Source organism: Haloterrigena alkaliphila, assembly GCF_017352155.2.
Classification (GTDB): domain Archaea; phylum Halobacteriota; class Halobacteria; order Halobacteriales; family Natrialbaceae; genus Haloterrigena; species Haloterrigena alkaliphila.
Window position 1 is genome coordinate 32,939 of sequence record NZ_CP071462.1, and the last position, 25,885, is coordinate 58,823.

The 25,885-nt window shown below is 65.2% G+C and carries 20 protein-coding genes and 1 tRNA gene; 10 read left to right on the plus strand and 11 right to left on the minus strand.

Annotation, left to right across the window (positions count from 1 at the left end):
• Window positions 1–139: 139 nt before the first annotated feature.
• Both J0X25_RS18965 and J0X25_RS18970 read left to right on the plus strand, forming a co-directional pair.
• On the plus strand, window positions 140–1,357 hold the full coding sequence (locus J0X25_RS18965; RefSeq protein WP_207289013.1) for a helix-turn-helix transcriptional regulator: 1,218 nt from the start codon (window positions 140–142) through the stop codon (window positions 1,355–1,357).
• A 161-nt stretch (window positions 1,358–1,518) separates the two neighbouring features.
• Window positions 1,519–1,593: transfer RNA gene (locus J0X25_RS18970), tRNA-Glu, on the plus strand.
• Window positions 1,594–1,790: 197 nt separating this feature from the next.
• Here the strand turns inward: J0X25_RS18970 and J0X25_RS18975 are convergent.
• Window positions 1,791–2,036: a hypothetical protein gene (locus J0X25_RS18975; RefSeq protein ID WP_207289014.1), complete on the minus strand. Its 246-nt coding sequence runs from the start codon at window positions 2,034–2,036 to the stop codon at window positions 1,791–1,793.
• A gap of 137 nt (window positions 2,037–2,173) precedes the next feature.
• Window positions 2,174–2,629 carry a response regulator gene (locus J0X25_RS18980; protein WP_225896704.1) on the minus strand — a complete coding sequence of 152 codons (456 nt, stop codon included), beginning with the start codon at window positions 2,627–2,629 and terminating at the stop codon, window positions 2,174–2,176.
• Window positions 2,630–3,086: 457 nt separating this feature from the next.
• Between J0X25_RS18980 and J0X25_RS18985 the strand changes: the two genes are divergently transcribed.
• The 3 genes from J0X25_RS18985 to J0X25_RS18995 all read left to right on the plus strand — a co-directional run bounded on the left by J0X25_RS18985 (window position 3,087) and on the right by J0X25_RS18995 (window position 6,801).
• The gene (locus J0X25_RS18985; protein WP_207289015.1) at window positions 3,087–4,049 is read left to right on the plus strand and encodes an LEA/WHy family protein; all 963 of its coding nucleotides are present in this window, start codon (window positions 3,087–3,089) and stop codon (window positions 4,047–4,049) included.
• Window positions 4,050–4,731: 682 nt separating this feature from the next.
• Window positions 4,732–5,694: a mannonate dehydratase gene (locus J0X25_RS18990; RefSeq protein ID WP_207289016.1), complete on the plus strand. Its 963-nt coding sequence runs from the start codon at window positions 4,732–4,734 to the stop codon at window positions 5,692–5,694.
• Between the two features lie 78 nt (window positions 5,695–5,772).
• The gene (locus J0X25_RS18995; protein WP_207289017.1) at window positions 5,773–6,801 is read left to right on the plus strand and encodes a TIGR03557 family F420-dependent LLM class oxidoreductase; all 1,029 of its coding nucleotides are present in this window, start codon (window positions 5,773–5,775) and stop codon (window positions 6,799–6,801) included.
• Between the two features lie 6 nt (window positions 6,802–6,807).
• On the opposite strand, the gene J0X25_RS19000 is transcribed toward J0X25_RS18995, so the two are convergent.
• The gene (locus J0X25_RS19000; protein ID WP_207289018.1) at window positions 6,808–7,947 is read right to left on the minus strand and encodes a DUF1616 domain-containing protein; all 1,140 of its coding nucleotides are present in this window, start codon (window positions 7,945–7,947) and stop codon (window positions 6,808–6,810) included.
• A 331-nt stretch (window positions 7,948–8,278) separates the two neighbouring features.
• Between J0X25_RS19000 and J0X25_RS19005 the strand changes: the two genes are divergently transcribed.
• Window positions 8,279–9,154 carry a DUF7982 domain-containing protein gene (locus J0X25_RS19005; RefSeq protein WP_207289019.1) on the plus strand — a complete coding sequence of 292 codons (876 nt, stop codon included), beginning with the start codon at window positions 8,279–8,281 and terminating at the stop codon, window positions 9,152–9,154.
• A 276-nt stretch (window positions 9,155–9,430) separates the two neighbouring features.
• Here the strand turns inward: J0X25_RS19005 and J0X25_RS19010 are convergent, their stop codons facing one another.
• Window positions 9,431–9,709, minus strand: coding sequence for a DUF8044 family membrane protein (locus tag J0X25_RS19010; protein ID WP_207289020.1), 279 nt, complete (start codon window positions 9,707–9,709; stop codon window positions 9,431–9,433).
• 178 nt (window positions 9,710–9,887) lie between these two features.
• Entirely contained in the window at window positions 9,888–10,478 is a 591-nt protein-coding gene (locus J0X25_RS19015) for a hypothetical protein (RefSeq protein ID WP_207289021.1), read from the minus strand.
• Between the two features lie 428 nt (window positions 10,479–10,906).
• On the opposite strand from J0X25_RS19015, the gene J0X25_RS19020 reads away from it, so the two are divergent.
• Window positions 10,907–12,367, plus strand: coding sequence for a flippase (locus J0X25_RS19020; RefSeq protein WP_207289022.1), 1,461 nt, complete (start codon window positions 10,907–10,909; stop codon window positions 12,365–12,367).
• A gap of 15 nt (window positions 12,368–12,382) precedes the next feature.
• On the opposite strand, the gene J0X25_RS19025 is transcribed toward J0X25_RS19020, so the two are convergent.
• Window positions 12,383–14,278, minus strand: coding sequence for a hypothetical protein (locus J0X25_RS19025; protein ID WP_207289023.1), 1,896 nt, complete (start codon window positions 14,276–14,278; stop codon window positions 12,383–12,385).
• A 482-nt stretch (window positions 14,279–14,760) separates the two neighbouring features.
• Here J0X25_RS19025 and J0X25_RS19030 point away from each other — a divergent pair, with 482 nt between their 5' ends.
• Window positions 14,761–15,999: a heparin lyase I family protein gene (locus J0X25_RS19030; RefSeq protein ID WP_207289024.1), complete on the plus strand. Its 1,239-nt coding sequence runs from the start codon at window positions 14,761–14,763 to the stop codon at window positions 15,997–15,999.
• 67 nt (window positions 16,000–16,066) lie between these two features.
• Here the strand turns inward: J0X25_RS19030 and J0X25_RS19035 are convergent, their stop codons facing one another.
• Window positions 16,067–17,128, minus strand: coding sequence for a GNAT family N-acetyltransferase (locus J0X25_RS19035; RefSeq protein WP_207289025.1), 1,062 nt, complete (start codon window positions 17,126–17,128; stop codon window positions 16,067–16,069).
• 91 nt (window positions 17,129–17,219) lie between these two features.
• Entirely contained in the window at window positions 17,220–18,275 is a 1,056-nt protein-coding gene (locus J0X25_RS19040; protein WP_207289026.1) for a GNAT family N-acetyltransferase, read from the minus strand.
• Between the two features lie 420 nt (window positions 18,276–18,695).
• Between J0X25_RS19040 and J0X25_RS19045 the strand changes: the two genes are divergently transcribed.
• Together J0X25_RS19045 and J0X25_RS19050 are read left to right on the plus strand one after the other, a co-directional pair.
• On the plus strand, window positions 18,696–20,780 hold the full coding sequence (locus tag J0X25_RS19045; RefSeq protein WP_225896705.1) for a hypothetical protein: 2,085 nt from the start codon (window positions 18,696–18,698) through the stop codon (window positions 20,778–20,780).
• A gap of 310 nt (window positions 20,781–21,090) precedes the next feature.
• Window positions 21,091–22,014, plus strand: coding sequence for a hypothetical protein (locus tag J0X25_RS19050; RefSeq protein ID WP_207289028.1), 924 nt, complete (start codon window positions 21,091–21,093; stop codon window positions 22,012–22,014).
• Window positions 22,015–22,059: 45 nt separating this feature from the next.
• On the opposite strand, the gene J0X25_RS19055 is transcribed toward J0X25_RS19050, so the two are convergent.
• The 3 genes from J0X25_RS19055 to J0X25_RS19065 are packed head-to-tail and all read right to left on the minus strand — an operon-like array spanning window position 22,060 to window position 25,134.
• Entirely contained in the window at window positions 22,060–22,941 is an 882-nt protein-coding gene (locus J0X25_RS19055) for a polysaccharide deacetylase family protein (protein WP_207289029.1), read from the minus strand.
• On the minus strand, window positions 22,941–24,119 hold the full coding sequence (locus J0X25_RS19060) for a DUF354 domain-containing protein (protein ID WP_207289030.1): 1,179 nt from the start codon (window positions 24,117–24,119) through the stop codon (window positions 22,941–22,943). Before J0X25_RS19060 ends, J0X25_RS19055 begins: the two co-directional genes overlap by 1 nt.
• Window positions 24,112–25,134, minus strand: a complete 1,023-nt coding sequence (locus J0X25_RS19065) for a glycosyltransferase family 2 protein (protein ID WP_207289031.1) — start codon at window positions 25,132–25,134, stop codon at window positions 24,112–24,114. The genes J0X25_RS19060 and J0X25_RS19065 overlap by 8 nt, the downstream gene beginning before the upstream one ends.
• Between the last annotated feature and the right edge of the window lie 751 nt (window positions 25,135–25,885).

Sequence of the window (25,885 nt, forward strand, 5' to 3'; positions counted from 1 at the left end):
TGCGTGTCGACACGCCTCGAGCACCGAATCGTGGGCGTTGCCGCGCTGAGGCCGGACGTCCGGCCGGGAACCCCAGGGCCGTCTGACGGGGTGCCAGTATTCACAAGGATTTTTAGCTACGGCACGTAGTGGTAGACGAATGAACCGGTCGGTCTCCGTCGGCATTATCGTTTTCGTCGTCGCGTTCGCCGCCGCAGTCGGCGCTCCGACGACGATGGCCGCCGGCACACCAACTGCCGAAGGGGACTCACCCCACACCCAGCAATCGACGACGGATCCACGGATCCAGCTCCAGTCGTCGACCAACTCGATCGCCAATACGCAGGATTTCGACCAGACGACCTTCGAGATTACCGTCCACGAGAACGGGAGCGCGACGTGGACGTTCCAGCACCAGCGCCGATTCGACAGCGAGAACGAATCCGAGGAACGCGAGGCGTTCCAGACGTTCGCCGAGGAGTTCGAATCGGAGGAAACCGACCTCTATCAGCGCTTCACGACGCTGGTCGACTCGCTCGTCGAAACCGGGATGGACCGAACCGACCGCGAAATGGAAGCGACGAACTTCCGGCGGTCAGCCCGGGTCGAAGAACAACTCGGCACGAGCCGGGGTATCGTCGAAATGTCGTTCACCTGGGAGGGGATCGCCGAGGTGGACGGCAACACGGTCACGGTCGGCGACGTCTTCGAAGGGATCTACCTGGCGGAGGATCAGGCGATCGAAATCTCGGCCGGAGACGGGCTCACGTTCGAACGGGTCGAACCCACCGGGGAGGCCCGGTACACGGGCGAATCGGTCAAGTCGACGAACGAGGTGGTCTGGCGGGGCGAACACCAGTTCCTCGACGGCCAGCCCCAGGCGGTGCTCGTCACGGAGGCCAGCGACAGCGCATCGTGGCCGTTCGCTGCCGGCGGCCTGCTCTTGCTCGTGATCGCCGTCGGCGCCGTCTGGTATGGCCGCCGGTGGTGGCCCGACGCCGGCGCCGATGAAGGGTCGGAGCCCGAGACACCGGCGCAGACGGAGGACGCGACGGCCGAGACCGCCGCCGCGGGAACGGCAGCGGCAGCGGCGGGTACCGACGACCGGACTGAGGCCGCCGCGGCGTCGGAGCCGCTCACCGACGACGAACTGCTCACCGACGAGGACCGGGTCGTCAAACTGATCCGCGAGAACGGCGGTCGGATGAAACAGGTCAACATCGTCGAGGAAACCGGCTGGTCGAAGTCCAAGGTCAGCATGCTCCTCTCGGACATGGAGGAAGACGGCACCATCAGCAAACTCCGCGTCGGTCGCGAGAACATCATCAGCCTCGACGGGTTCGAACCCGAGGCGACGAAGTCGCCCTTCGAGGAGTAGGTCCGGCGCTCGAGGGAAACGTGGTACGACGCGACACTCTCGAATCGAAACGGAATGCTTAAACATCGTACCGCGCAACGAATGCATGCAGAGGAAGGCCGAACGCTCCGTTGCCGAGATGGACGACGTCCGTCGAGGCTCGGTGCGAGAACGCAGTGAACGCTCCGTTGGTGTAGTCCGGCCAATCATATTGCCCTCTCACGGCAATGACCAGGGTTCGAATCCCTGACGGAGCACTACAGCGAGCGAGTTTTTACGAGTGAGCGAAGCGCGGACGGAAGGGATTCGAATTAGAGAAACGCGAGCGATCGCGAGCGTTTCGTGTCGTTCGAACCCCTGACGGAGCATTTTCCGACGACTACAGTCGCGAGTCGTAACGGCGTTTCTGGATCCAACGGGACCACTGGTTTCCGGGGGTTGAGAACGCAACGTCTCAGTCGATGTGTTCGAGAAATTCGTTCAAGGAGGCGGAGCGTTCGTCGGACCAGTCGTCACCGTCGGGGGGTAAGAAGCGAATGACGACCGTCTCTTGTTCGTCGCCGTCACGCACCGTCTCGACCCACCGCGTCTTTTGCCAGATACCGGTGACCTCGACTGGACCGTGGTGGGCGTGGTCGTACGTCCGACCGTGCTCGATAGGGCGGTCAGACGCAGATGTTAGCTTCTGCTCCTCGTTCATAGTGTGCGCTTCTGTCCCCTCCTTCGTTTCTTGATTGCTTGCGATTGGAAGGATCTGACCCGGCCGAATACTAATTCGCCCGTAAAACGGCACGAGAACCCACTCATCCGGTGTACGCACCATCCGACACCGAGCGACTACAGCGTCGTCACGAGGTCGTCCGGATTGAGGGGTTTCGTGAGAGACGCGTCCGCCTGTGGATGCTCTCGCTCGAGGCGCTCGATCGCGGCGCCCGACCCGGAGAGCACGACCAGCGGGACGTTCTCGAGAGCGCGATTACCCTCCAGTTCAGCCAGAATCTTCCGCCCGGTTGTCCGAGGCAGGTGCCAATCGAGCAGGATCAGCTCGGAGCGCGGTGCGTCGGTGTACTCGCCGCGTCGGTGGAGGAAGTCCAACGCCTCGTCGCCGTCGGTCGTGATGTGGACCGTCGAGTTCCAGCCCAGTTCTCGAAGAATTTCTACCGTGAGGCGAGCGTCACCCGGATTATCTTCGACCAGGAGGATGTCGTCGAGCGAACCCGGGTCACTCAGTACCGGTTCGATGAACCGGGGCCGGCTAACTGATTCGGATGGGATGCGAGTGGGGTCGTCCACCGGAGCCGGTGCAGAGCACTCGCTGCCAACGGATCGGGTCACACGTTGGATCGAGCGGCTCGGATGAAGCAGGATTCGTCCAAGAGGGCCGAAGGTCGCGTTCTCCTCGTCTTCGCCGTGAACCAGCCAGCGAGAACCGTCGGAGAACGACTCGGGACCGGTGCTGGCAGAACGGCCGACCGATTCCCGACGGATGGGGGTGGGATGAGTCACCACGAACGGGACGTCTGCCTCTGACACGGGGAGCGGTGGAACCCGTCCTGCTCTAATATATCGGATCGGATGAAATAGTCGTTCGTCCAATACGATTTGGTATCCGGACGGCGCTCGAGGCTCGGCGGCCGCGTCTCACGCGGGCCATCGGCGCCGGGGAGACGGATGGAACGGTGCCTCGGACTTCAACGACTTGAACGTGTAACGCGACGGAAAAACCCCGGCCGGAGCAAAGAGGCGATAGATGGGACGTCGCAGAACGGGGGGTGCGATACTCGTCGCAGCCGTCCTGATCGTATCGACTGCCGCCTACGGCGTGATCGCGGCGGACCGACCGCGGATCGAATCCGTCGAGAACGAGTGGGGGACCGTCACGGACGAGCGGACGGAAATCGAAACGCGAATCGCCGTCGACAATCCGCTGGTCCTCCGCGTCGGCGACGCCGCGGCGGACGTCTCGTACACCGTCTCGGCGAACGACATCGTGATCGCCTCGGAGCGGGAGAACAGCGTCCGACTCGCCGGTGACGAGAGTACCGTCGCCGTCTCCACGTGGCTCGACAACGACGAGATTCCGGCGTGGTGGGTCTCCCACGTGAACGGGAACGAGACGACGACGGTGCGCGTCGAACCGGACGTCGTCGCCACCCGGGGTGTCGTTGAGCTCTCGTCGGAGGAGTGGACGCAGGAACGGACCGTCCAGACGAACCTGCTCGAGCCGTTACGAACGAATCAGAGCCAGCGAGTTCAGGCGTACGAACGGACCGTGTTCGTCGTCGAGGAGACGGACGCGCAGTGGGGGAACGCCACCAGTAACCGAACGCCGATCGACGCGTCGGCGACGGTGACCAACCCGACCGGAATTCCGGTGCCGATCACGGAGATCGGGTACACGGTACGACTCAACGGAATCGTCGTCGGGGAGGGCGTGGCTGCCGACCGAACCGTCATCGAATCGGGCAGCACGCGAACGATCGACGCCAGCGCGGCCATCGACAACGCCCAGCTAGACGACTGGTGGGTCACGCACGTTCGGAACGACGAGACGTCGAATCTGACGGTGGAGTTCGATGCGACCCTCGAGTACGCGGGGCTCCGGCGGGAGGTTCCCCTGGAGTTCCTCTCGTACGAACGGGAGTTCCAGACGGACCTGCTGGGAACGGCGAACGCGAGCGCGAACGAGTCCGCCCCCGAACGGGACGGATAGCGGGAACGAGTCCACTTTCGGCGGACCGCTCCAATGGCCGGCACATTCTTCTCGAGCAACCCGGTTCCCACGCCGAGCAGATTGTCCAGTGGGTCCAGTCTCATCTCGCCGCGGCCGACTCGAGTCGGGCGCGGAACCGTCGACCAGAATGACCCTCTAGAGCATATCGGTAAGATGAGTATTCTAAGATTGTAAAAGATAATTACAAGAATTCACCGTTGTCAGCGATACTTGAATAGAATACCGATATCGGGATATGTCGGGACTTTAGCCCGCTCAATCCCGATACCGAATCGGTAGTACCCTCGGCCGGCCTTCGAACATTGGAGACGTCGCTAATGGGCCGATTTCGGTCCTATGACCGCCCCATATTCCCATTCTATCGGTCGCATTCGATATATTGGATAGTGAATAGCCATATAAAATCCGATATACATGCTATTATGATAGTTTTCCGTCTCCCTTAGCTCGAGAGCATGCCCGTCCGTCGACCGAAGCCGTGCGGCTCGTTCCGATCTCCGGACCCCCGGAACAGGAGCCAAAGAACGAAACGGGTTGCTCTCGAAGCGAGTACGATGACCGAGTCGTCTCTCGGTGACACCACCGCGGCGATTCGGCACGCGTCACCGGTCCAGTTCCGGATAAGACTGAAGATTCAGCCCCTCGATGCTCCCGACGTTCAATGGATGTCTCCCTCGTGTTACCGCCGGAACCCGACGAACGGTGGGACCTCGCCAAACAGGTCGGAGTCACCAGCGCGGTCGTACACACCCTCGAGATCGGCGACGGGAGCCGCCCGTCGGCGTACGAGACGCTGTCGCGCTGGACGGAGCGCTTCGCCGACGCGGGGATCGACGTGGCCGTACTCGAGGGCGGCGTCCCGCTGACGGATACGACGCGGCTGGGGCGACCGGGCCGCGACGAGGAGATCGAGGAGTTCTGTACGCTCCTTCGCAACCTCGGCGAACTCGGCGTCCCGGTCGTCTGTTACGACTGGATGGCGGGCATCCGCTGGGCCAGAACCGACACGGCCGTCCCGGCCCGCGGCGGGTCGCTGACCACCGCGTACGACGACGAGGCGATGCGCGAGCGACCGGCGCCGGACGTTCCCGATATCGCCCGCGAGGAGCTCTGGGCGAACCTCGAGTACTTCCTCGAGCGGGTCGTCCCCGTCGCCGAGGAGGCGGGCGTCAAACTGGGACTCCACCCCGACGATCCGCCGCGGGAGGACGTCCACGGGGTCCCGCGGATCGTCAACAGCGTCGAGGCCTACGACCGCGTCCTCGAGATCGTCGACAGCGAGCACAACGGGGTCACGTTCTGTCAGGGGAACTTCGCGGCGATGGGCGTCGACATCCCCGAGACGATCCGCCACTTCGGCGATCGGATCAACTTCGTCCACTTTCGGGACGTCGACGGCGACGCCGACGCGTTCGTCGAGACCTGGCACGACGCGGGGTCCACCGATATGCGGGCTGCCATGGCGGCCTACCGCGATATCGGCTTCGACGGCCCGATCCGTCCGGACCACGTGCCGACGATGGCCGGCGAGGAAAACGACAACCCCGGCTACGAGACGAAGGGGCGGCTGTTCGCCGTCGGCTACATGCGAGGGCTGCTCGACGGGATCGACGGCGCGGAGTGAGAGCCGTCTCGAAGCGGACTCGAGAGCGCGTCCGCCGCGACGGGTAGGTTTAGAAGTCGTCGGGGCATGGCGGAACACATGGTCCGATTCGGATGGTTCGCCTCGCTCGAGGAGTTCTCACCCGCCGAGTGTCTCCGGCAGGTCGAACTCGCCGAGGAGACCGGCTTCGACACCGCGTGGGTCAACGACCACTTCCACCCCTGGTTCGACCACTTGCAGGACGGCTCGCCGGCCAACGGGGGCAACTGCTGGACGTGGCTTCCCGCCGCGCTCGAGCGCACCGACGAACTCGTGATCGGCACGGGGGTCAGCGCTATCGTTCACCGGTACCATCCCGCCAACGTCGCCCACCAGCTGGCGACGCTGGCCGAACTGTATCCCGACCGGACCTTCCTCGGGCTGGGGTCGGGCGAGGCGCTCAACGAGAGTCCGCTGGGCCTGCCCATGCCCGAGTTCGGCGAGTGTGCACGGCGAACTGCGGAGGCGATCCGGATGATCCGAGCGCTGTTCGAGGACGAGTTCGTCGACTACGACGGGCAGTTCTGGTCGCTCGAGGACGCGACCCTCTACACGGGTCCCGACGAGGCCCCGCCGATCTACGTCGCGAGCAACGGCCCGACGTTCGCCCGGATGGCCGGCGACCTCGGCGACGGCTACGTCACCGTCTACGAGTCCCCCGAGCGCGTCCGCGAGGAGCTATTCCCGTCCGTCGAGCGCGGCATCGAGAAGTCCGACCGGAACGACTCGCTGTCGGATCTCGATCGCTCGATCCACCTGCACGTCTCCTACGACCCCGACAGCGAGACCGCCGCCCTCGAGCCGTGTCTCCCGTGGCGGGGGACGATGCTCGACATCTTCTTCGAGGCCGACGTCGCCGACCCGCGGACGATCCAGCGCCACGGCGACGTGGTCGACCCCGACCACCTCGCCGAGCAGATGACGATCACGACGGACCCGCAGGACATCGTCGACGTGACCGGCGCGTACGTCGACGCCGGCTTCGACCACATCGTCTACCAGAGCCACAGCCCCGATCAGGCGGCGTTCTGCGAGGTGCTCCGCGAGGAAGTGTTCCCGAGTTTCTCGGACGCGAACGTCTCTACCTGAGGCGGTTCAGTCGCTCCCGTTGCCGTTTTCACTGCCGTCGTCTCTGCCATCGGTATCTTCACCGCCGTCGTTGCCGCCGGCTTCGTCACCGTTACCCTCGTCGCTCTCCTCGAGCGAGAGCGTGGCGTACGCCTCGGCGTTCGCCGGCGACGGCTCCTCGGGAACGTCGCCCGGATACAGGAGCCAGACGATTCGCGCCGTTTCGTTCGACGACTCGTCGGTCGCCGGATCGATCGTCTGCTCGATTTCGTCGCTCTCACCGTGCTCGAGTTCCGTCTCGAACCGCGCGAGTTCCCGCTGCGTTTCGACCGCGAGGTCCCCGGAGTCGTCCGTCGCGAGCTCCTGCTCGACGGCGACGACGGTGTAGGAGACCGTCCGGTGTTCCCCGTTCTCGATTCCGACGGTGACCGTCGAGTTGTTCCCGGCCTCGAGCGTCGCCGACTCGTTGGCGAGGAGGTCGCCGGAGTCGTCGAGGAGGTAGATCGCCGAGAACCCGTCGTCCCCGGCGGTGCTGGTGCCGTCGAGTCCGGGACCGGCGACCGCGAATCCGACGCTCGCGACGGCCACGCCGACGGCGACGACCAGCAGGCCGTTCAACAGCACGTCCCCTCGAGTTTCGTTGGGTAGCAGTGACCGGCGGACTCGCGCCGCCCACGGGCGGACGGGGGTGGCAAACCTCGCGGACGGAGCGACGGCCGCGCGCCGTCGAGCAGCGACGACCGTCAGGAGCACCGTCACGACGGAGACGGCGGCGACGACGGGTCCGGGTCGGATCCCCCAGGGCGTGTAATTCATCGCGAGTCCGACCGTCGGGACGAGGATCGCACTGAGGACGATCGACAGGGCGAACCGATCGATGCCGTCGATCCCGCCTCCGGTTCCGAGCCAGCGTTCCCGCCCGCTCTCGTCACCTCCCTGGTCGACGGAACGGTCGCGCTCCGGGAACAGCGCGGCGACGAGGGCGTAGCCGGGGACGAAGAGGACGAAGGCGATCGCGACCGGGACGTGCAGCGGCGTCCCTCGAAGGACCGGTGCGAACGCCACGACGACGGCGAGACCGGTCGCGACGAGGACGGCGGCGAGATCCGTCGGGAGCCACCCGTCGTTCCGTGCGGGGCTGTCCTGAGTCGCGCGTCTGTCAGCCATTTCCCTGCCCTTCCATGTCCGTCAAGTAAATTGGATGGTCGGTTACGCAGATTTTCAGGAATTTTAGAGTGTCTACCGACGGTAGCGTCCGTCTCGGGAGTCGATTCGAATCGCGTCGCCGCGGCGTTCTGCGGACCGAACCGAGCGTAGCGTACCCATTACTTTCACCCGAATCGTCACTAGAACCGGGACGAATGCGCCGTTCGCGCCAGTCGTGGGCCGGTCGTTCGTCGCCCCAGCGGTGGGCCAGTGTCGCTCGGCTCGAGCCGACTCCGTCTCTCGGCAGTAGATGGCGGCCGCTCCTGCAGGTGAACGCGAACAACACACAGTCATGAAGGCGAACGAACCCAACGAAGACGTCGATCGGAGCATCGCCGAAACCGAACGACCGCCGGACGTGACGCGGGCCGAACTCGCCGACCTTCGGAATCGGGTCGACCGGCTGACGACGCGAAACGAGCGGCTCCGCGAACAGGTCGATCGATCGCGCCAGTCCGGGACGCGACGGATGACGTACGGGCTCGTCGGGCTGGCGATACTGAGCGTCGGAGCCGGGTTCGTCGTCTCGAGCGCACAGCCCGTACTGTTCGCTCTCGCCGGGGTCGCGCTCGTCGGGGCACTGCTCACCAGCACGCTCTCGCTGGGACGGTTCATCGAACGCGGCGATGCGACCGAGGTGTACGCGACGTGTGCTGCCAATTACGAGGCGATCGTCGCGGCGTCCGGACTCTCCGACGAGCGCCACTACGTTCCGTCCGACGACGACCGTATCAGACTGGTCGTCCCGCGCGATCCGGATGCCGCCCCGGAGACGGTCGAGGCATCCGTCGACGCCGACCCCGGCGGGCAGGGGCTCGTTCTCGAGCCGATCGGCACCGGCTTCGTCCGGGAACTCGAGGAAACGCTCTCCGAGGCCGTGACGCCGACGGCGGCCGCGACCGTCGATCAGCTCACCGACGCGCTCGAGGATCGATTCGAGTTCGTCGCCGCGGCCAACTCGACCGTCGACGAGGGGCGGGCCGAGATCGCCGTCACCGCCAGCGCCTTCGGCCCCGTCGACCGGTTCGACCACCCCGTCGCCTCGATCCTCGCGGTCGGCCTCGTGGCGCACCTCGAGCGACCGGTCCGACTCGAGGTGACCGAGGACGCGGAGCGCGGCCAGTGGCTCGTCACCTACCGCTGGGACGTGGCGCCGACGAACGACTGACGCGACCGTCGCGAGCGGGCTGCTCGAGGGCGGAATCCGAACGTCACCTCCTGCCGAACGGTGTCTCGTCCGGGAGAAACGGATCGATAGCGATCGCGTCGCGTCCCGCAACATCGAGCCCCGTTCGCCCGTATCGTCGACCGCCTCGTTCGACGCATCGTCGACCGCTTCGATCGACGTATTGCCGTGGTGGCTCGTTCCGTACCGGTCTCGTCGTCACCGATCCTCAATGCTGTCATCGGTCGTCGACGCAGTCCCGACGGCCTCGAGGGACGCTCACGGGAGTACCCCGGGCGCGAACAACTGGAGAACGCGGACGCCCGCGGCGATCACGGCGGCGACGAGCGCGAGCGTCACGAACACGTCGAGGTCACCGTCCCAGCGCGGGGTGACGTCGACCGGCGTCAGGAGCTCGGCGATCGTGACGAACCCGATGACGGCCAGCAGGACGAACAGCGGGTACGAGAACGCGCCCGCGAGGACGAGCGCGAGCAACAGGCCGAGCAGCCAGGCGAGCTGGACGCGGACGAACCGGAGACGGAACGGAGTCGGCATCGCCGCCGATCTAGTACGAAGGGAGAGATAAAGCTATTCGACGATAATCGCGCCGAACAGACGGTAATCGGTTCGTACGGACCGCAGCATTCGTCGGCCGCGAGACGAGCGGTGGTCGACTCCGACGCGATCGGTCATCGATTCTCCGCCGATCGACGACTGTGGTCGAGACGGCCCACTACTCCGGCATCGGCGGGTGCTCGGCGTGTCGATTCCACCGCCCCCACTTCCAGAGCGGGGTTCCCGGGAGTTCGACCCTGAACAGGGACATCGTCCCGTACGGTTCGAACTCCGAGGACTCGATCCCGTATCGGGCGACGTTGTCTACGCCGGTGTCCGTGTAGATCGGCGCCGCCGGATCGCGCTCGAGGATCCACTCGGTGCGAACGCGGTTGATCTCCTTGAACAGTCCCAGTCCTCTGTACTCGGGTTCCGTCCCCGCGTCGAACAGCCAGTAACACTCCTCGTCGCAGATGGAGTCGGGCAACGCGCGCGGCGCGCGTTTCGATTCCGGAGTCAGGATCCAGCCGTAACTCATGAGGTCGCCGTCGTCGTGGAGCGCCATCCCGACGTAGCCGTCGTTCAGGTACTCGAAGTACCGGTCGCGCCACTCGGAGTCGTCCCCGAAAAACCGCCGGACGGCGTCCGTCTCGTCGACGAGACTCAGTTCGTACTCCGTCGACGCGTACGATTCCGCCGGCAGGTCGCCCGCGAACCGGTAGACGGCGAGGTCGAGTTTCGCCTTCTTCGCTTTACTGACGAGTGACATCACGGAATGTAGACGGAATTCGCTTACATATCGATGGGTGATCGTTTTACCGGCCGGTGACACGACCCGGTTCGCCGGTGCGACGGAATTCGGTGCATACACGCTCGAGGGGCGTTTCAGGCGGTGAGTATCGGTACTGTCACCAGTCAGTATCGTTCACGTATCCGGTAGTTACACGCATACGCTCACGAAGCTATTAGTTCGCGTCTCGCATCACCGTCGGCGTAGCTATCGCGGTGACACGGCGCCGACTGACCGCCGCACCGGCGACCGCGAGTCGAACCCACGCGGGCCGTCGGCGACTCCGTTCGCCGGCGACGCCGGCCGCGAGCATCGGTCCTCGAGTGCCGGCGGCGCGGAACGCACACCGGTGCCGAGCGGGACTGCCGATCGATCGCCGCTGACACGATACTACCGGTCATCTCCCCATGGCGAACAGACTCGTATCGAACATCGTCTCCGATTTCGGCGGGCGGCTCGTTCACGTCGCATCGACCGGGATCCTCCTGCTCGTGCTCACCCGCACGCTCGGGCCGGAGTCGTACGGCTTACTCGCGCTCGCGCTCTCGATCTTCTCGTTCTCCCGGTTCCTCAGCGAATCCGGGCTCCCGTGGGCGGCCGCGAGATTCATCGCGGCGGACAGGGAGGACGCGGACGAACGGGCCGTCGCGGCGGTCGTCGAGTCGTGGATCCTGGTCCTCGTCGCGTCCCTGATCGTCGCGGTCGCGTTGCTCGTCGGCGCCGAGTTCATCTCGACCCTGCTGGGCGAGGCCGGCCTCGCCGGCCTGTTGCTCGTCGGGTCGGGGTACGTCCTCTTCTACACCCTCTACCGGTACAACCGGGCCATCCTGCAGGGGTACGAGGCGATCACCGCCTCCGCGAAACTCCACGGGATAAAGGGAGGGCTCACGCTCGTATTCGTCACGGTCGCCGTTTTGCTCTGGCCGTCGCCGACGGCCGCCGTCGTCGGCTACGTCGTCGCCTACGGCGTCGCCGCGGTGCTCGGCCACTGGATGGTCTGGCGCGTCAGCGGCCTGGATCGCTCGAGCGTCGCCACCGACGGCGCGGTCAGGATGGACATCCTCCGGTACAACCTGCCGCTGAGCGTCACGCGGTTGTCCGCCGAAGTCGACGGCCATCTGGACGTCATCCTGGTGGGGTTCTTCACGAACCCGACGCAGGTCGCGTTCTACACGATCGGCAAGCAGATCAGTCAGTTCACGCGCGTCCCCGCGGCGTCGATCGGATTCGCGCTGTCGCCCTCCTACGGCGCGGAGACGTCGAAGGGCCGAACCGAGGCTGCCACCTCGGTCTATCAGGAGAGTCTGGTCAAGACGCTGTCGCTGTACGTCCCCGCCTGCGTGGGCATCCTCGTCGTCGCCGATCCGGCCATCGTCACCGTCTTCGGCGACGGGTACGCCGGCGCGGTCCTCGTCGTGCAGGTCCTCGCGCTGTTCGTCCTCTTCGAGGCGCTCGAGAACATCTCCGGCCCCGCGCTCGACTACCTCGGACGGGCCCGCGCCCGGGCGGTCCTCAAAGCGGTCACTTCGATCGGGAACGTCGCCCTGAACGTGCTCCTGATTCCCCAGTTCGGGGCGGTCGGCGCCGCGGTCGCGACCGTGATCACGTACGGAACGTACGCGATCCTGTCGGTCGGCATCGTCTACACGGAACTGCCGTTCGACGCCCGGACCGTCGGCCGCTGTATCGCGACGGCGGCTGGGATCTCGGTCGGGATGGCGGCCGTCGTCGTCGCGTTACTGGGCGTCTTCTCGGGGCCGGGTGGGTTGGTACTCGCCATCGCCGCGAGTGGGATCGTCTGGCTCGTCGGTTGTCACGCGTTCGACCTGATTAACGTCGAACAGGTGGCGGATCGGCTCACGGGCTGACCGGCGCTGCGCCGATCAGCCGTAGAAGGCGACTTCGGTCGAGTCGTACACCCTGCTACGGGTCGCGAGTTCGTCTTCGGGGATCGACTCGCCGTCGACGTACTCGGAGAACTGTAACGGCCGATCGCGGTCCTGGAGTTCTCCCTCCCTGATGAGAACGCCGTCGTAACCGGCGAACACCCCTCCACCCTCCTGGGGGACGGTGACGATCGAACACGATGACGAGTGGAGCGCGACGAGATACCGACAGGACATCCTGTCGGCGCCGATCTCGCCGTCGTAGCCCGCGTCGATCGCCTCGAACGACGCCCGCTCGGTGTCGGTGAGGTAGAACGTGTAGAACTCCCGCTCGACGACCGGATTGTCGGAGGCGGTGTACTCGTTCGAGACCGCCGTGAACGCGAAGCCCGACGTGAGCACGAGAAGCGCGAGGAAGACGGCGACCCCACCGCGGTCGACCAGTTCGTACAGCCCGTAGCCCGCGGTCAGCGCGATGAACATGAAGCTGTAGTGGCCGAATCGGCCGACGTTGACGCCGGCCAGCGAGTCGAGCAGCAGCGTCGGCCCGGGGAAGGCGACCGGAACCAGCAGGATAGTGAGAACGCCGAGCGACGTGAACAGCGGGACGTTTCGACTCGGCCAAAGGCGCCGGTGGGCCGCCGTCGCTTCGCTCGCTTCACCCGCGGCGATCCGTCGGTGCCAGAACAGGAACCCGAGGAGGACGAACAACAGCGCGAACGCGTAGGGAACGAAGTTGGCGACCTCGACCCAGGGACTCGAGAGCACGCCCGCGGTCGCTCCGGCCCCCGACCCCCCGGTCGATCCGAAGAAGCTGACGGTGATGGTATCGAGGATCCGGCCGACGATGAACTCGGCGTTGTAGAGCCAGTAGGCGGCCGTGAGTAGCACCGTCACCGAGAGGACGTAGTTGTCGACCGCTCGGACGGGGGTGTCGATCGTCAGTTCGGTCAGATAGAGGACGGCGAGGATCACGAAGACGAACGGGATCGACACCGGGTGGTAGACGACGATCCCGCCGATGAGCACGAGGCTCAGCGCGCGCATCCCGGCCGACGGGCGGTCGACGAGCGCGAGCACCAGTGCGAGGAAGAGGATCGACGTCACGCTGCGCGGAATCGAGTACATGCCGTAGAAGAGGTACAGCGGGAACGAGATCAACACCAGACACGAGAGGAGTCCGACCGCCTCGTTCGGGTAGACGCGCCGGGCGACGCCGTACATGAGACCGACGCCCGCGGCGAAGATACCGCCCGAGAGGAGGTACATCGTCGTGTGCGCCGCGACCGCGTCGCCGAACAGCTGGGTCGACACCGCGGCGTAGACGTGCCACAGCTGGAACGCCTCGTACTCCGGCACCATCACGGCCGTCCGGGCCGTCTCCACGATGGACGTCGTCAGCGCGATGTGCGTCGTCAGGTCCCCGTGACCGACGAAGAAATCGTAGTGGAGGGTGACGCTGTAGATGACGAGCGTCGCGATGGCCATCAGGTGGTACAGCCCGAGCGCGTGATGGCCGCGAGTCGACGGCGTGGTCGTTATCAACAGAAAACAGAGGACGTACGCGAGCGCGACCCCCACGTAGAAGGCGAGCGGGCGCACGTCGGTGACCAGTAGCAGTGCGACCAGCCCGCCCACCAGTAGGTGGAACGCGATCGACCACGCCCGCCAGTCGACCCGCGGGACGTGCCAGTCGCTGCGCGCGAGGAGCGACCGATCGGTGCCGAGCGCCCGGACCAGTAGCGGCGCCGCGATCATCGGAACGGCGAAGTACAGCCCCAGAATCGCCAGACTCGTCGCTCCGAGTAGCACCGGGACGGCGATTCCGACGACGGCGACCAGCGGCAACGCGATCGACGAGGCGCCGTAGATCGCGTCGACGATCCGTCTCACGGGGCATCACCGACCGATATCGGCCTCGAGACGCGACTCCGGTCCCGCGAGAGCGGATGTACGCCCTCGAGCGGGCCGTCCCGTTTCGGTTCGGTTCCCGACCAGCACCGTCGCGCAGTCGTCGGAATACGCCGCGCTGCGAGACTGCTCATCTGTCAGCGCCCTACACGACTGGCGTCGAAAAGCATTTCACATCGTTCACAGAATCTGAGAATCGGGTCGCATATGCGTCGGGAAGAGGCCTAATACGCTCGGATTTACGACACAATATTTGAGCGTAATGTGATATATACGACGCAGAAGTATGTGTCAGAAGTGTACGGTATCACCATCGAACGAGTGGGCTGCAGGGCGCTGCGCTGTAAGCCGACCGTATCGTGAATCGGTATCGCATCGCCCGGGATCCTCGTCAAACACCGGACCGGACCTCGCGGAGTCTGTGGACCGTAACTAAAGGAGTCTGTGGTAGTTGGAGAAACGAAATGGTCGACCGACGGTCGGTGTTGAAGCTCGGCGGTGGGGCCGCCGCGCTGGGGGTAACGGGGGGAGTGATCGCGCTCGTCGCGCGCAACGGCGATGACGGGGTCGGCGACGGCGAGGCGTTCGAATCGATCGACATCGACTACGGGGAGTACGACAGCCCCGAGGCGATCTATCGCGTCTGGACGGGGTATCCCCGCCGGTTCTCGTTCGTCGACGACGGAGCGTACACGGGAGAGACGGCGTTGCGGTGTGCGATTCCGGCGAACGCGAGCGACGGAAGCAACGCGATGTTCTGGTTTCCCGACAACGGATACGACCAACCGCGCGAGGTCACCCAGCGAGCGATGGTCCGGCTGAGCGACGACTGGACGATGGCCGACGGAGACGTCTGCCGGTTCTGGTCCGCGGGGCTGAACACGGCGGCCGGCCCGCACGGCTCCGGCGGTCGCGGCAGGCCGTCGGGCGACGACGGGTGGTCGAGCATGTTCGCCGTGACGGAGAGGGAGACCGACAGCGACGCACTGTACAATCTCAGCGCGTACACGTACCACATGGATCAGGACGACGCGAGCGGCGAGTTCGAGGTCATCGACGCGCCGGTCCCCGCCGGGAAGTGGTTCCGATTCGCGACGTCCGCCCGGATGAACACGGTCTCGGACGGAGACGCGGAACCCGACGGCGAGGTCCGGTGCTGGCTGAACGGGGACCTGGTCTACGAGCGGACCGACTTCCGCTGGACGACGACCGAGACACAGGCGATCGAGTACGCCGGGCCGCTGGTTCGCTACGGCGGGGGCGAGACCGCGCCGACCGATCTGGCCGTCTTCTACGACGATCATCGACTCCGGGGAAACGGCGCCGCCGACGGATCGGCCCGCGACCCGGACCCGTTCGTCGCGGATCCGTCCGAGATGGACGCCTACGAGAGTCGGATCACCGTCGCGACCGACGAGGAGACGACGTACCGGCTCTACGTTGACGGCTATGCGGTGCACACCCAGTGGAGCAACGTCGACGGCCACGAGGCCTTCCCCAACGAGACGGTCGACGTTTCGCTGGCCGGCAACACCGAGACCGGCTACGTGACGGTCGAAGCGACCGCCGAGCCGGATACCGCCGACGGCTACCTCTTCGACGGCGAACTCCTCGCCCTCGAGACGGACGCCGAACTCGCGGAGCTGTGGGTTTCCGGCCAGCGGGTCGATCCCGACGAGTATCCGTCCGCTCCCGACGAGTGAGGGAACGCCGCGCACCGGTCCACCCCGACGAGTGAGGGAAAGCCGCGCGCCGTCCACTCCGACCGACTCAGAGCGACTTCTCCACGTACTTGTCTCGTCCGAACTGGTACATCGGCCACGCCAGCCGGGAGTACCCCTTCTCGACCTTGAAGACGGGGACTGCCGTCCCGCCGTACTTGTGTTTGAATCGGAAGACGGAGTTCGAGAAGTGCGAGCCGGTCTTCCCGAAGTTGTACTGGTCGTACCCCCGGTCGATCCCCCAGTTGATCGCGCGCTCGTGGAGGAGTTCGGAGGGGTAGTACTCGTAGTCGTCCGCGTCCGGAATCGCCGACAGCCAGTGGTGCAACACGCCGCCCTCCTCGTCGAGCAGATAGACGTATCGCCCGATTTCACGCCCTTCGACGATCGCCCTGAAGACGCGGATTCGGTCCTGCAGGTGGTCGGTCAGCGCCTCGAAGAACGCCTTCGGGAGCGGCGAGCCGTCGACGCGCGCGATATTCTCGACGTACCAGTCGTAGGTCGTCTCGAGGTCCTCGCCCAGCGGATCGATCTCGATCCGGTACTCCTGTTCGTTGCCCTTCCGGACGTCCCGTCGGCGACCCTTGTCCATTCCCTCGAGGATGGCGTCCCAGCCCTCACGCAGGTCGATCAGGAACAGACACGAGTCGAACGTCGGCTCGTACCCCCGCGTCTGGAGGTACTGCCCGTACCGAATGTACTCGAGGTCGTACGTCTCGATGGCGTGGTTGACGACGCCGCGGCCGGCGGTCGCCTCGAGCGTATCGAACAGCAGGTCGAGCGAGTCGGCCTCGTCAGTGAGGACGACCGGGCCGCCGAAGCCGACCGGGATCGACACCAGTTGCTCGAGCGGCGGTGCGATGGGGAGCGTGTCGCTGATCGGGTCGGGAATCGGGAGGTCGACGGCGAAGTTCGGCATGATCGCGACCGGATTGGTCCCCTTCTCGACGACGACGTGGTGGCCGTCGTGGTCGAAGGCGTCCTCGATCGCTCGGATCCAGCCGTACCGATGGTAGACGGTTCCCCGGTCGGACTGGGTGACGACGTGGTTCCACTGGTTCTCGTTGATCGGTTCGATGCTTCGGTACAGGGTCGGATCGAGTGATGACACGGTTTCGAGTGCGTAGATGGGTCGTCCAACGGTGTTCGTGTGCGGACACAGGTCGCTGCCGAGAGCGCCGTCGGATCGACGGCGCGCGAGCCTAGTTCGCCGAGACCGGAGAGAGCCGCGAGAGTAACTCGCTGCCGTCCCGGAGGTTGACGTAGAGGCTCTCGGCCATCTCCATGCTCAGCGTCGACCGTTTCGCCGAGTAGTAGGTCCGCGTCTCGGGGCTGAACTTCGCCTTCCAGGTGGTCAGTCGGGGCGTGTTCGCTCCGATGATCTCGTAGTCGGGCACCCCGCGGTCGATGGCGTCGAGCATCTGGTGCCACTTGAGCAGTTCGTTGGCGGGGAAATCGGCGTCCGGCCGCGTCGCGCCCTGCCAGCCGCGGTACCGTTCCCCGTCGTCGAGAACGATGTTGCCCGACACCCGCTCGCCCTCGAGCGAGAGGACGTACGGTCGGACGGCGCCCTCCGGAAGCCGCTCGTACAGGTCCGTCACGAAGTCGACGGAGAGGTGGGCCTTTCGCCCTTGCTCCTCGTATCGATCGATCACCTGCCGAACGGTCCACTCGAGGTCGTCGCGGTCGCCCACTTCGACGGTGTAGGACGAATCCTGCTGCTCGCGGATCCGCTTGCGGGGACTCTGGCTGAACCGCATGATGAGTTCCTCCTCGCTCGGCGAGTCCTCGAGCGGGACGACGTAGGTGTACGCCGGCGAGACGTCGAAATCGTTCCAGGCGAACGGGCGGCTGTCGTCGTAGTTCCAGTCGGTCTCGACGTAGGTGTACTGGGGATCGATCTCCTCGTCGACCCACTCGAGACAGCTCTCGATGAACCGACGGTGTCGTTTCTCCCGCTTTCGCTGCTTCAACTGGCCCATGTGCAACAGCGCGGGCCCCAGGCTCGGAATCCCGAGCTCGTACGGCGGCGAGAAGACCAGCGAGAACGGCCCGCTGTTCAGGACGAAGAGGGGGAAGATCCCGACCGGTTGCTCTCCCTTGTATCCCACCAGCGGGTACAGCGTCGCACCCGAGTGATCTCGCAGGCACTCGAGGGCCTCGTATCGGTGAAAGATCGTCCCCTGCGGGGACCGATCGACGTGCTCGTTCCACGTCTCCTGTGCTGACGGATCGGCTACTGAAACTCTGATACTCATTGTTATCGGTGTCGACGAGGGGCGATGGCCGAAGGCGACACTCGCGGCCGGCTACAGTTCATGTAGGCTTTGTTATCACACTCGTACGGCGACTGTAGTCTCACTCGACGGAACGAAGGGGACTGCTTCAGTCTCCCCCGCACCTGTCGTCCGACTCCGGCGCGTGCGGCGAGGACGATTCACGAAATCGTCCGCTCCCTCGACAGTTGACCGAGGGTGACGAGGACCCGCCGAGCGTCCGACAGGACCGCTGACCTGCCGGTAACGCTACAATACAGTCTGGAAAATACATATTCAATATTTCAAGTATATCCCCGATCATCACACTACAGTACCAGTCGGAATAGTTTATTATATCGTTATTTGTACGTTCTATAGGCGGAAAAGTTTATGACGGTAAAATCGGATTACTCGCTGTATATGGCACGCAAGACTCCGGGGTTGGACGACGCGCCGTCCGGTTCTGCAGACGATTCGGGCAGCGAGACGGTCGGGCGACGATCCTATCTCAAACTCGCCGGTGCCGCCGCGGCGGCACTCGGCACGACCGCGGGCGTCTCGAGCGCCGCGCCCGACGGCGTCACGGACGGCATGGACGTGATCGAACTCGATTACGCCCAGTACGGCAGTCCGTCGCAGGTGTACAACGTCAACGACAACCGAAGCGGCATCCCGCCGGAGTTCGTTTCCTCGCCGACGAACGGCACCCAGACCGCGCTTCGAACGGAGTTCTCGGGCGCCCAGAAGACGGCGAACCTCGAGTACCGGTTCGAGGAGAACGGCTACGACAGGCCGTCGGAGGTCTACACCCGATTCGACCTGTATCCCGACGGCATTCGGCTCGGGACGAACGACACCGTCCGCATCTTCTGGCTTCCCCTGACGAACGGGGCGGGCTCCTCGGGCGGCGGCGCGACCGACGGCACCAACGGCTGGTCGAACGCCATCGGCTTCGCCCACAGGAACGACTCGCCGGCGCCGAACGGTTACAACTTCTTCAGCTACTCCTACCACATGGATCGGGACGGGTCGGGCGACTTCGAGATGACGAGCACCCCGATCTGGATGGATCAGTGGAACGAGATCGAGGGCTACGTCCGGTGTAACACCTTCTCCAACGGACAGGCCAACCGGGACGGCGTCATGCGCTACTGGATCAACGGCGAACTCGCCTACGAGCGCACGAACTTCCGCATGACGACCACCGAGAGCAACCTCATCGAGGGCGTCGGTCCGCTCGGCTACGTCGTCGGGTCGAACCTCTCGGGGAGCGCGCTGATCTACGACAACCACGAGATCGCGATCGGCGGGATCCCGGAGGGACGGGACGACACGCCGCCGTACGACGAGGACCCGACCCTGGTCGAACCCGGTCAGCGGGACCAGTACGACGAGCGATTGACCTACCGAAACGGCGACCGGGAGGCCGAGTACCGCATCTACGTCGACGGCGAGATCGTCCAGTCCGACTGGAGTCAGGCCACCTACAACGAGACGGTCGACATCGCGACCGACGAGTACGCCGTCGTCGACGCCGTGGCGGCGCCCGGAACGGTCGACGGCTACTTCTTCGACGGCGAGATCGTCGCCATCTCCGCCGATCCCGAGCCGTCGGCGCTGTGGGTCTCGGGCGAGCGACTCGATCCCAGCGACTACCCGGACGAGCCCGCCGACAGCGGAGAAGCCGCCGGCGAGGAACCGCTCGAGAACGTGATCCTCGTCGACGGCCTCGGGACGCTCCGGACCAGCCGGTACGAGTTCGAGGTCGGCGGCGACGTCGCGAAGGCCGCCTACGGCGGGGCGTCGATCAACGCCGGCGACCGCATCGACGCCGGCCACGTCATCGGCTCGGTCGCCGGCTGGCGCGACGCGTTCCGCTTCTCCGGCGACCTCGAGCAGTTGACGGTCGACGGTCCGGCCCGCGTCCTGGTCAACGGCGAGCCCGTCGACCCGGCCGACTACGGCGACGACCTGCCCCACATCCTGACGATCGTCGGCAACGGCTCCGAATCGAGCTACGAGGTGGCGGTCGACGGAACGATCGACACCATGGTCGGCGACGCCTCCGAGGCGGAGGCCAACCTGCTGTCGGACAGCGTCGCGTCCGGGAGCATCGAGACCGGCGTCCACCGCTTCCGGTTCTCCGGCGAACTCGCCGACTTCACGTTCATCTCCGGTGGCACCCAGGTCTACGTGGGCGATCAGCGGATCGATCCCGACGACTACAACGACGGAGTCGTCCTCCCCCACGCCATCGTCATCGACGGCACCGAGGCGGAGGGGCCCTCGGACTACTCGTTCGCGATCGACGGCGACGTGATCAAATCGAGCTACCGCGACGCGACGCTCGAGCCGACCGACGCCGTCGAGGGCGCCTCCGTCGAGGGGGTCGTCCGGGAAGACGAACTCGACGCCTACTGGTTCGACGGAAACATCGCGGACTTCACGCTCGCCGGCGACGCCGGCGTCGACATCTACCGGAACGTCCGAGACGTCGACGAATAGCGATCCGTCTCGGCGAGCGAGTTTCGCTCCGTCGGCTTCGTTTTTCGACTCTCCTTCCGTCCGTCACGACTCCCCCGCTCGAGCGCACCGCGGACCGGGAGGCTCGACGGTCGCCAGCGTCGATAGCCGCCCGTTCGACGCCTGATGCTGGCGGTAATCCCGTCTTTCCACGGCAGGTATGAGATGCTACGATTGTGCGAGATTCGTCCGATAGGTTAGATATAGTTGGTAAATTATATGTATAGTATAGAACTACAGAAGTTAATGAGTAATAAAGGTTTATAATAGTATAATTCGGCTTCCCGGTCGCATGACGAGCGATCAGCCGGCAGCCGAACGCGATCGATCGGTCGACAGCGATCAGCGTACCAGCGCCAGCACGAACCGCCTCGGGCGCCGTTCGTATCTCAAGGCAGCCGGATCAGCGACGGCCGCGCTCGGCCTCTCCGGCGCCGCGAGCGCGACGACCGCCGCGGCGGCCGGTCCGGAGCCGATACCCCTCGATTACGACGCGTATCGCGACCCGAGCGCGGTCTACGACGTCAACGACGTCCGGGGGAGCCACACGCCGCAATTCGTGGCGAACCGGGCGACGACCGGCGATCGGTCGCTCGAGCTAACGTTTACGGACGACCAGAAGATCGCCAACTGCGAGTACCGGTTTCCGGAGCACGTCGGCGGCTATCAGGACGAGGTCTACACGCGATTCAAACTGTACCCCGAGAACTTCGCCCTCGAGCCGGACGATACGATCCGAATCTTCTGGGCGCCGCTGACGAACGGGTCGGGTTCCTCGGGCGGCGGCGCGACCGACGGCACCAACGGCTGGTCGAACGCCATCGGCTTCGCCAACCGTAACGACTCGCCAGCGCCGGACGGATACAAGTTCTTCAGCTACTCCTACCACCTCGACAACACCGGCTCCGGCGACTTCCAGATGACCGACGCCGTCGTTCGGATGGACGAGTGGAACGAGATCGAGGCCCACGTCAAGGTGAACTCCTACGAGAACGGCACGGCCAACCCGGACGGGATCATGCGCTACTGGATCAACGGCGAACTCGCGTTCGAGAACACCTCGATGCGCTTCACGACGTCCGACGACAACCGGATCGAGGTCGTCGGCCCGCTGGGGTACGTCGTCGGCAACGGCACCGGGTCGCTCTACTACGACGAACACGAGATCTGTCTCGACGCGGACCGCGAGCAGGCGCGCGCCGCCCTCGAGAACTGACATCCGGCCGTCACGGCGCTGGCTGTCACAGAACTGGCCGTCACGTCACGGCGTCGCCGACACGAGCCGTTCGTAACACTCGCCCGGCGGCCCGACCCAGCCGCCCAGCGCCTTCGCTTCTCGAATCGTCCGTTCGTAGAGCGTACGGTACCCCTCGAACTCGTCGGTGTTGAAGTACCGGGGGTGCCAGAGGACGGTCATGACCGCGTTCCGTTCGCAGGCCTCCTCGAGCAGGCGGCGGCACTCGCGCCACGCCGCGTCCACCGACGGCGTGTTCGCGCGCAGCGCGATCTCCATGATCGTCAACGGGAACACGACGAAGTCGTCGCCGAACGGGCGCAGGACGTCGTACTGGCCGTCGAACCCGTACGTCGGACTCGCCCGGTAGCTGGCGTCGTACCGCAGCCCGATCGATCGGTGGTGGTCCCACGTCTCGGGCACGTTCGTGTTGAGGTAGTGCTGGCGCCCGCCGCGGATCCGATCGCCGAGCACGTCCTCGAGAACGCCCTTCTCGTAGCGGAGTCGCTGCCGGTCGTCGTACGACTCGTAGGAGCCGTGCAGGCCGACCTCCCAGCCGCCGTCGTCGAGGGCCCGGATCACGTCGACGATCTCCGGATCCCGAACGTCGTAGCGGCCGGTGTACAACATCCAGTTGCGGGGTGCCAGCCACTCGGACGGCGACTTTTCCCGGAGACGTTTCTCGTTGAGGAAGTAGAACGCCGACCGGACGCCGAGGTCGTCCTCGAGGGCCATCAGCTCCTCGAACTGCCAGTACGGGCGCTCGTCGGTCACGAGCGATCGGAGGTGGGACGGGTCGCGCTCGGCGGCGGCGTAGTACAGCGACTGAAACGTCTTGTAGGGCCGGTCGACGTCGTGGGTGAGACAGAGCGCGAACTCGTAGTCGTCGCCGAACGAGCGATCGGCCATCATCCGCGAACCACCCGCTCGACGGTGTCGACGACGAACGACGTGGTGTCGACGCTCTCCTCGAGGAGTCGCCGACGGCGCCGCTCCCAGGTCGAGTCGTCGGTCGCCAGCAGTTCTCGAGCCGCGTCGGCGACGGCGGCCGTGCCGGTTTCCTGGGGGAGCCGTCGTAACAACCCGTAGCGCGTCTCGAGTTCCTCGAGCACGCCCGCGTCGAGATCCGAGACGTACAGCGAGGGCGTGCCGAGGACGGCGCTCTCGATGGCCATCGTGGCGCTCTCCCCCAGGAACAGGTCGGCGTGGGCGAGCAGGTCGTGCATCCGCTCGGGCGGCAGGTCGAATCGGCGGTCGGCCAACGCCGGCGGCAGCTCACCTTCCGCAGAGAGGCGGACCGTCGCGCCGAAGCGCTCGAGTTCGGCGACGAGGCGCTCGATGTCGTTCATTCCGTCGCGGCCGAAGTCGTGGGCGGCGTTCCACGAGACCAGTCGCAGGACGACCAGCGGATCGTCGGTGGTCGCGTTAGGGGCGGTGCCGGTACGGGTTGCGGCCCCGGAACCGGCACCGCTGTTCGTGCCAGAACCGCTGTCGGCAGAAGGCCCGAAATCTGTACTGACGCCACCGTCTGCCCGGGGAGCGGCGGGCGCGGCCGGTCGCGCTCCAATCTCGGCGAGCACCCTCGGATCGGGCGTGAACCGGTCCGGGTGGAGGTACGCCAGTTCGTGGTAGCCGCTGTAGGCGTAGTGGCCGTCACCGAGGTCGTCCCGGAAGGCCCGCGGCGTGCAGACGAGGTCGGCGAACGGGAACGTGATGGCGTTCTGGAAGGTTGCGTGTTCGGTGTCGGTAAACAGCACGCTGTGGCCGTCGACGACCGTGGAGGCGTGTGCGACCGCCGGTTCGCCGATCGCGAGCAGCGCGTCCGGCGAGAGTTCTCGAGCGCGTTTCAGGATCCGGTACTCGTAGACCGCCTGGACTTTCGCGAGTTCGACGGTCGATTCGGCGCTGCCCGCCAGCACCTCGTATTCCATATCGTAGGCCTCGAGGAGGTCGCAGGTCACGTCCTTGTCGCGGGCGTAGACGTGAACGTCGTAGCCCCGGTCCTCGAGGTCCGCGACGGCGTTCCTGAAGAAGTGGACGTGGGCCGGGTGCTGAATCGTGATCAGGACCCGGTCCCGCTCAGTCATAGAACTGCACCTCGCGGGGTTCGTTGACCTGCATGTCGAACAGCATCGCGAACAGCAGGAACAGGCTCCCGGTGATGAACAGGAGGATGCTCAACGACCCGCGCACGAACAGCGGGTACGCGAGCATCAGCCAGGCGTACAGCGACCAGAGGAGGCCGCCGAGGGCCACGCCGCAGATCACCGCGCCGAAGAGGTAAAACAGCGCGAGCGGATGGAAGTCGAGGACGAGGTACCGGGTCTTGAGCCGCCAGAAGAAGTTCTTCAGGAGCATTCCGGACACCTTCCGAATGTAGGACGGGTACTTGATGCTCGACTCCTCGTCGCCGTAGACGGCCGGCATCGCGACGTCGGCGACCCGCATCCCCTTGGCGTTGAGCTTTACCAGGAGGTCGTTGCAGTAGCCGTAGTACTCGTACATCTCCTCGATCTCGACGTTCTCGAGCGCCCGCAGCGAGATGGCCGTGTACCCGTTTTGCGGGTCCATCATCTTCCAGTAGCCCGAGGCGATCTTCGTGAGGAACGTCAGGACCGAGTTCCCGAGGAATCGCCACCGCGACATTCCCTCCCGGTACTCCCGGTCGAGCAGGCGATTCCCCTTCGTGTAGTCCACCTCGCCGTCGACGATCGGATCGAGGAACCGCGGTAGGATGTCGGGATCCATCTGGCCGTCGCCGCCCATCACCGCCGTGATGTCGACCTCGTCCTCGAGCGCCTCGAGGTAGCCGGTCTTGATCGCGCCGCCGACGCCCCGGTTCGTCTCGTGGCGGATCGGAACGACGCGACGATCGAAGGCCGGCCCCCCGTCGGCTGCGACGGTCGGGGCCTCTTCCGCTCGCGTCTCCTCGTTGAGCTCCGCCGCGGTCTCGGTGATCTCCTCCCAGGTCTCGTCGGACGACGCGTCGTCGACGGCGTAGATCCGATCGACGTACTCCGGCATCGTCTCGAGGACCTCGCCGACGAATCCCTCCTCGTTGTACGCCGGAACCACGACGGCGACCGTGTGCTGCCTATACATCGATGTCGACCTCCGCCGGAATCGATCGGCCGCGGGGCCAACTGGTCATTCGTGAGTCCCTCCGCGCACCGGCGCTCGCTCACAATCGCTCGGGCCGCCGGCCAGAGCGCTCGAGCGCTGATGGTCGGCGGTGTCGTCAGGGGCTCGCACGCTGTCCGTGCGTAACTGTCGGAGCGCTCCCCTGCGACGTCGCCGATCGATCGCGACGCGATCGGCACCCGCTGCTTCCGTCGGCCGGCGGCCGGACAGCCGGGCTCGACTCCCGGGCGGTCGGCCGCCGGCTGCGGGTGCAGACGCGAGATATCGGTGAACGTCGGTTACACCATCCATGACTCGAACACGCCGCTATCGTGACACCGAGTAGGGGATTGTTATTTCACTCGTACAGTTTGTTCATTCTGCGTAACATCCGGCCGGTGTGTGGCTCACTTTCAATTTATCCTACCAAGAAGCAACGGAAACGTAGCTATGATTAAAACATTTCAATTCCAGAGACGGTGCCGATAGCGATTCCGGACGCCGCGTTCTGTCAACCCATTCGTTCATCGTCGTTGTCAGCGATCGGCCAACCAACACCGGTCGTTCACGGCTATCGTAGTGGGATCCGTGAGACCATCTTCGTAAATTCCAAGCAATATTTAGATATATAATACTCTCCTTCCTGAAGTTTGGCGGGTGTGACAACCCGCTATCCATTCCATACAGACACGAACCGTGATCCGTTCAGGCCGCCGACTATTCGACTCGGTGA

Excerpts from the sequence above, each read along its gene's own strand:
- J0X25_RS18965 (WP_207289013.1), top strand. The coding sequence starts at position 140 with ATGAACCGGTCGGTCTCCGTCGGCATTATCGTTTTCGTCGTCGCGTTC.
- J0X25_RS18975 (WP_207289014.1), bottom strand. The coding sequence starts at position 2,036 with ATGAACGAGGAGCAGAAGCTAACATCTGCGTCTGACCGCCCTATCGAG.
- J0X25_RS18985 (WP_207289015.1), top strand. The coding sequence starts at position 3,087 with ATGGGACGTCGCAGAACGGGGGGTGCGATACTCGTCGCAGCCGTCCTG.
- J0X25_RS18990 (WP_207289016.1), top strand. The coding sequence starts at position 4,732 with ATGGATGTCTCCCTCGTGTTACCGCCGGAACCCGACGAACGGTGGGAC.
- J0X25_RS18995 (WP_207289017.1), top strand. The coding sequence starts at position 5,773 with ATGGTCCGATTCGGATGGTTCGCCTCGCTCGAGGAGTTCTCACCCGCC.
- J0X25_RS19000 (WP_207289018.1), bottom strand. The coding sequence starts at position 7,947 with ATGGCTGACAGACGCGCGACTCAGGACAGCCCCGCACGGAACGACGGG.
- J0X25_RS19005 (WP_207289019.1), top strand. The coding sequence starts at position 8,279 with ATGAAGGCGAACGAACCCAACGAAGACGTCGATCGGAGCATCGCCGAA.
- J0X25_RS19010 (WP_207289020.1), bottom strand. The coding sequence starts at position 9,709 with ATGCCGACTCCGTTCCGTCTCCGGTTCGTCCGCGTCCAGCTCGCCTGG.
- J0X25_RS19015 (WP_207289021.1), bottom strand. The coding sequence starts at position 10,478 with ATGTCACTCGTCAGTAAAGCGAAGAAGGCGAAACTCGACCTCGCCGTC.
- J0X25_RS19020 (WP_207289022.1), top strand. The coding sequence starts at position 10,907 with ATGGCGAACAGACTCGTATCGAACATCGTCTCCGATTTCGGCGGGCGG.
- J0X25_RS19030 (WP_207289024.1), top strand. The coding sequence starts at position 14,761 with ATGGTCGACCGACGGTCGGTGTTGAAGCTCGGCGGTGGGGCCGCCGCG.
- J0X25_RS19040 (WP_207289026.1), bottom strand. The coding sequence starts at position 18,275 with ATGAGTATCAGAGTTTCAGTAGCCGATCCGTCAGCACAGGAGACGTGG.
- J0X25_RS19045 (WP_225896705.1), top strand. The coding sequence starts at position 18,696 with ATGGCACGCAAGACTCCGGGGTTGGACGACGCGCCGTCCGGTTCTGCA.
- J0X25_RS19050 (WP_207289028.1), top strand. The coding sequence starts at position 21,091 with ATGACGAGCGATCAGCCGGCAGCCGAACGCGATCGATCGGTCGACAGC.
- J0X25_RS19055 (WP_207289029.1), bottom strand. The coding sequence starts at position 22,941 with ATGGCCGATCGCTCGTTCGGCGACGACTACGAGTTCGCGCTCTGTCTC.
- J0X25_RS19060 (WP_207289030.1), bottom strand. The coding sequence starts at position 24,119 with ATGACTGAGCGGGACCGGGTCCTGATCACGATTCAGCACCCGGCCCAC.
- J0X25_RS19065 (WP_207289031.1), bottom strand. The coding sequence starts at position 25,134 with ATGTATAGGCAGCACACGGTCGCCGTCGTGGTTCCGGCGTACAACGAG.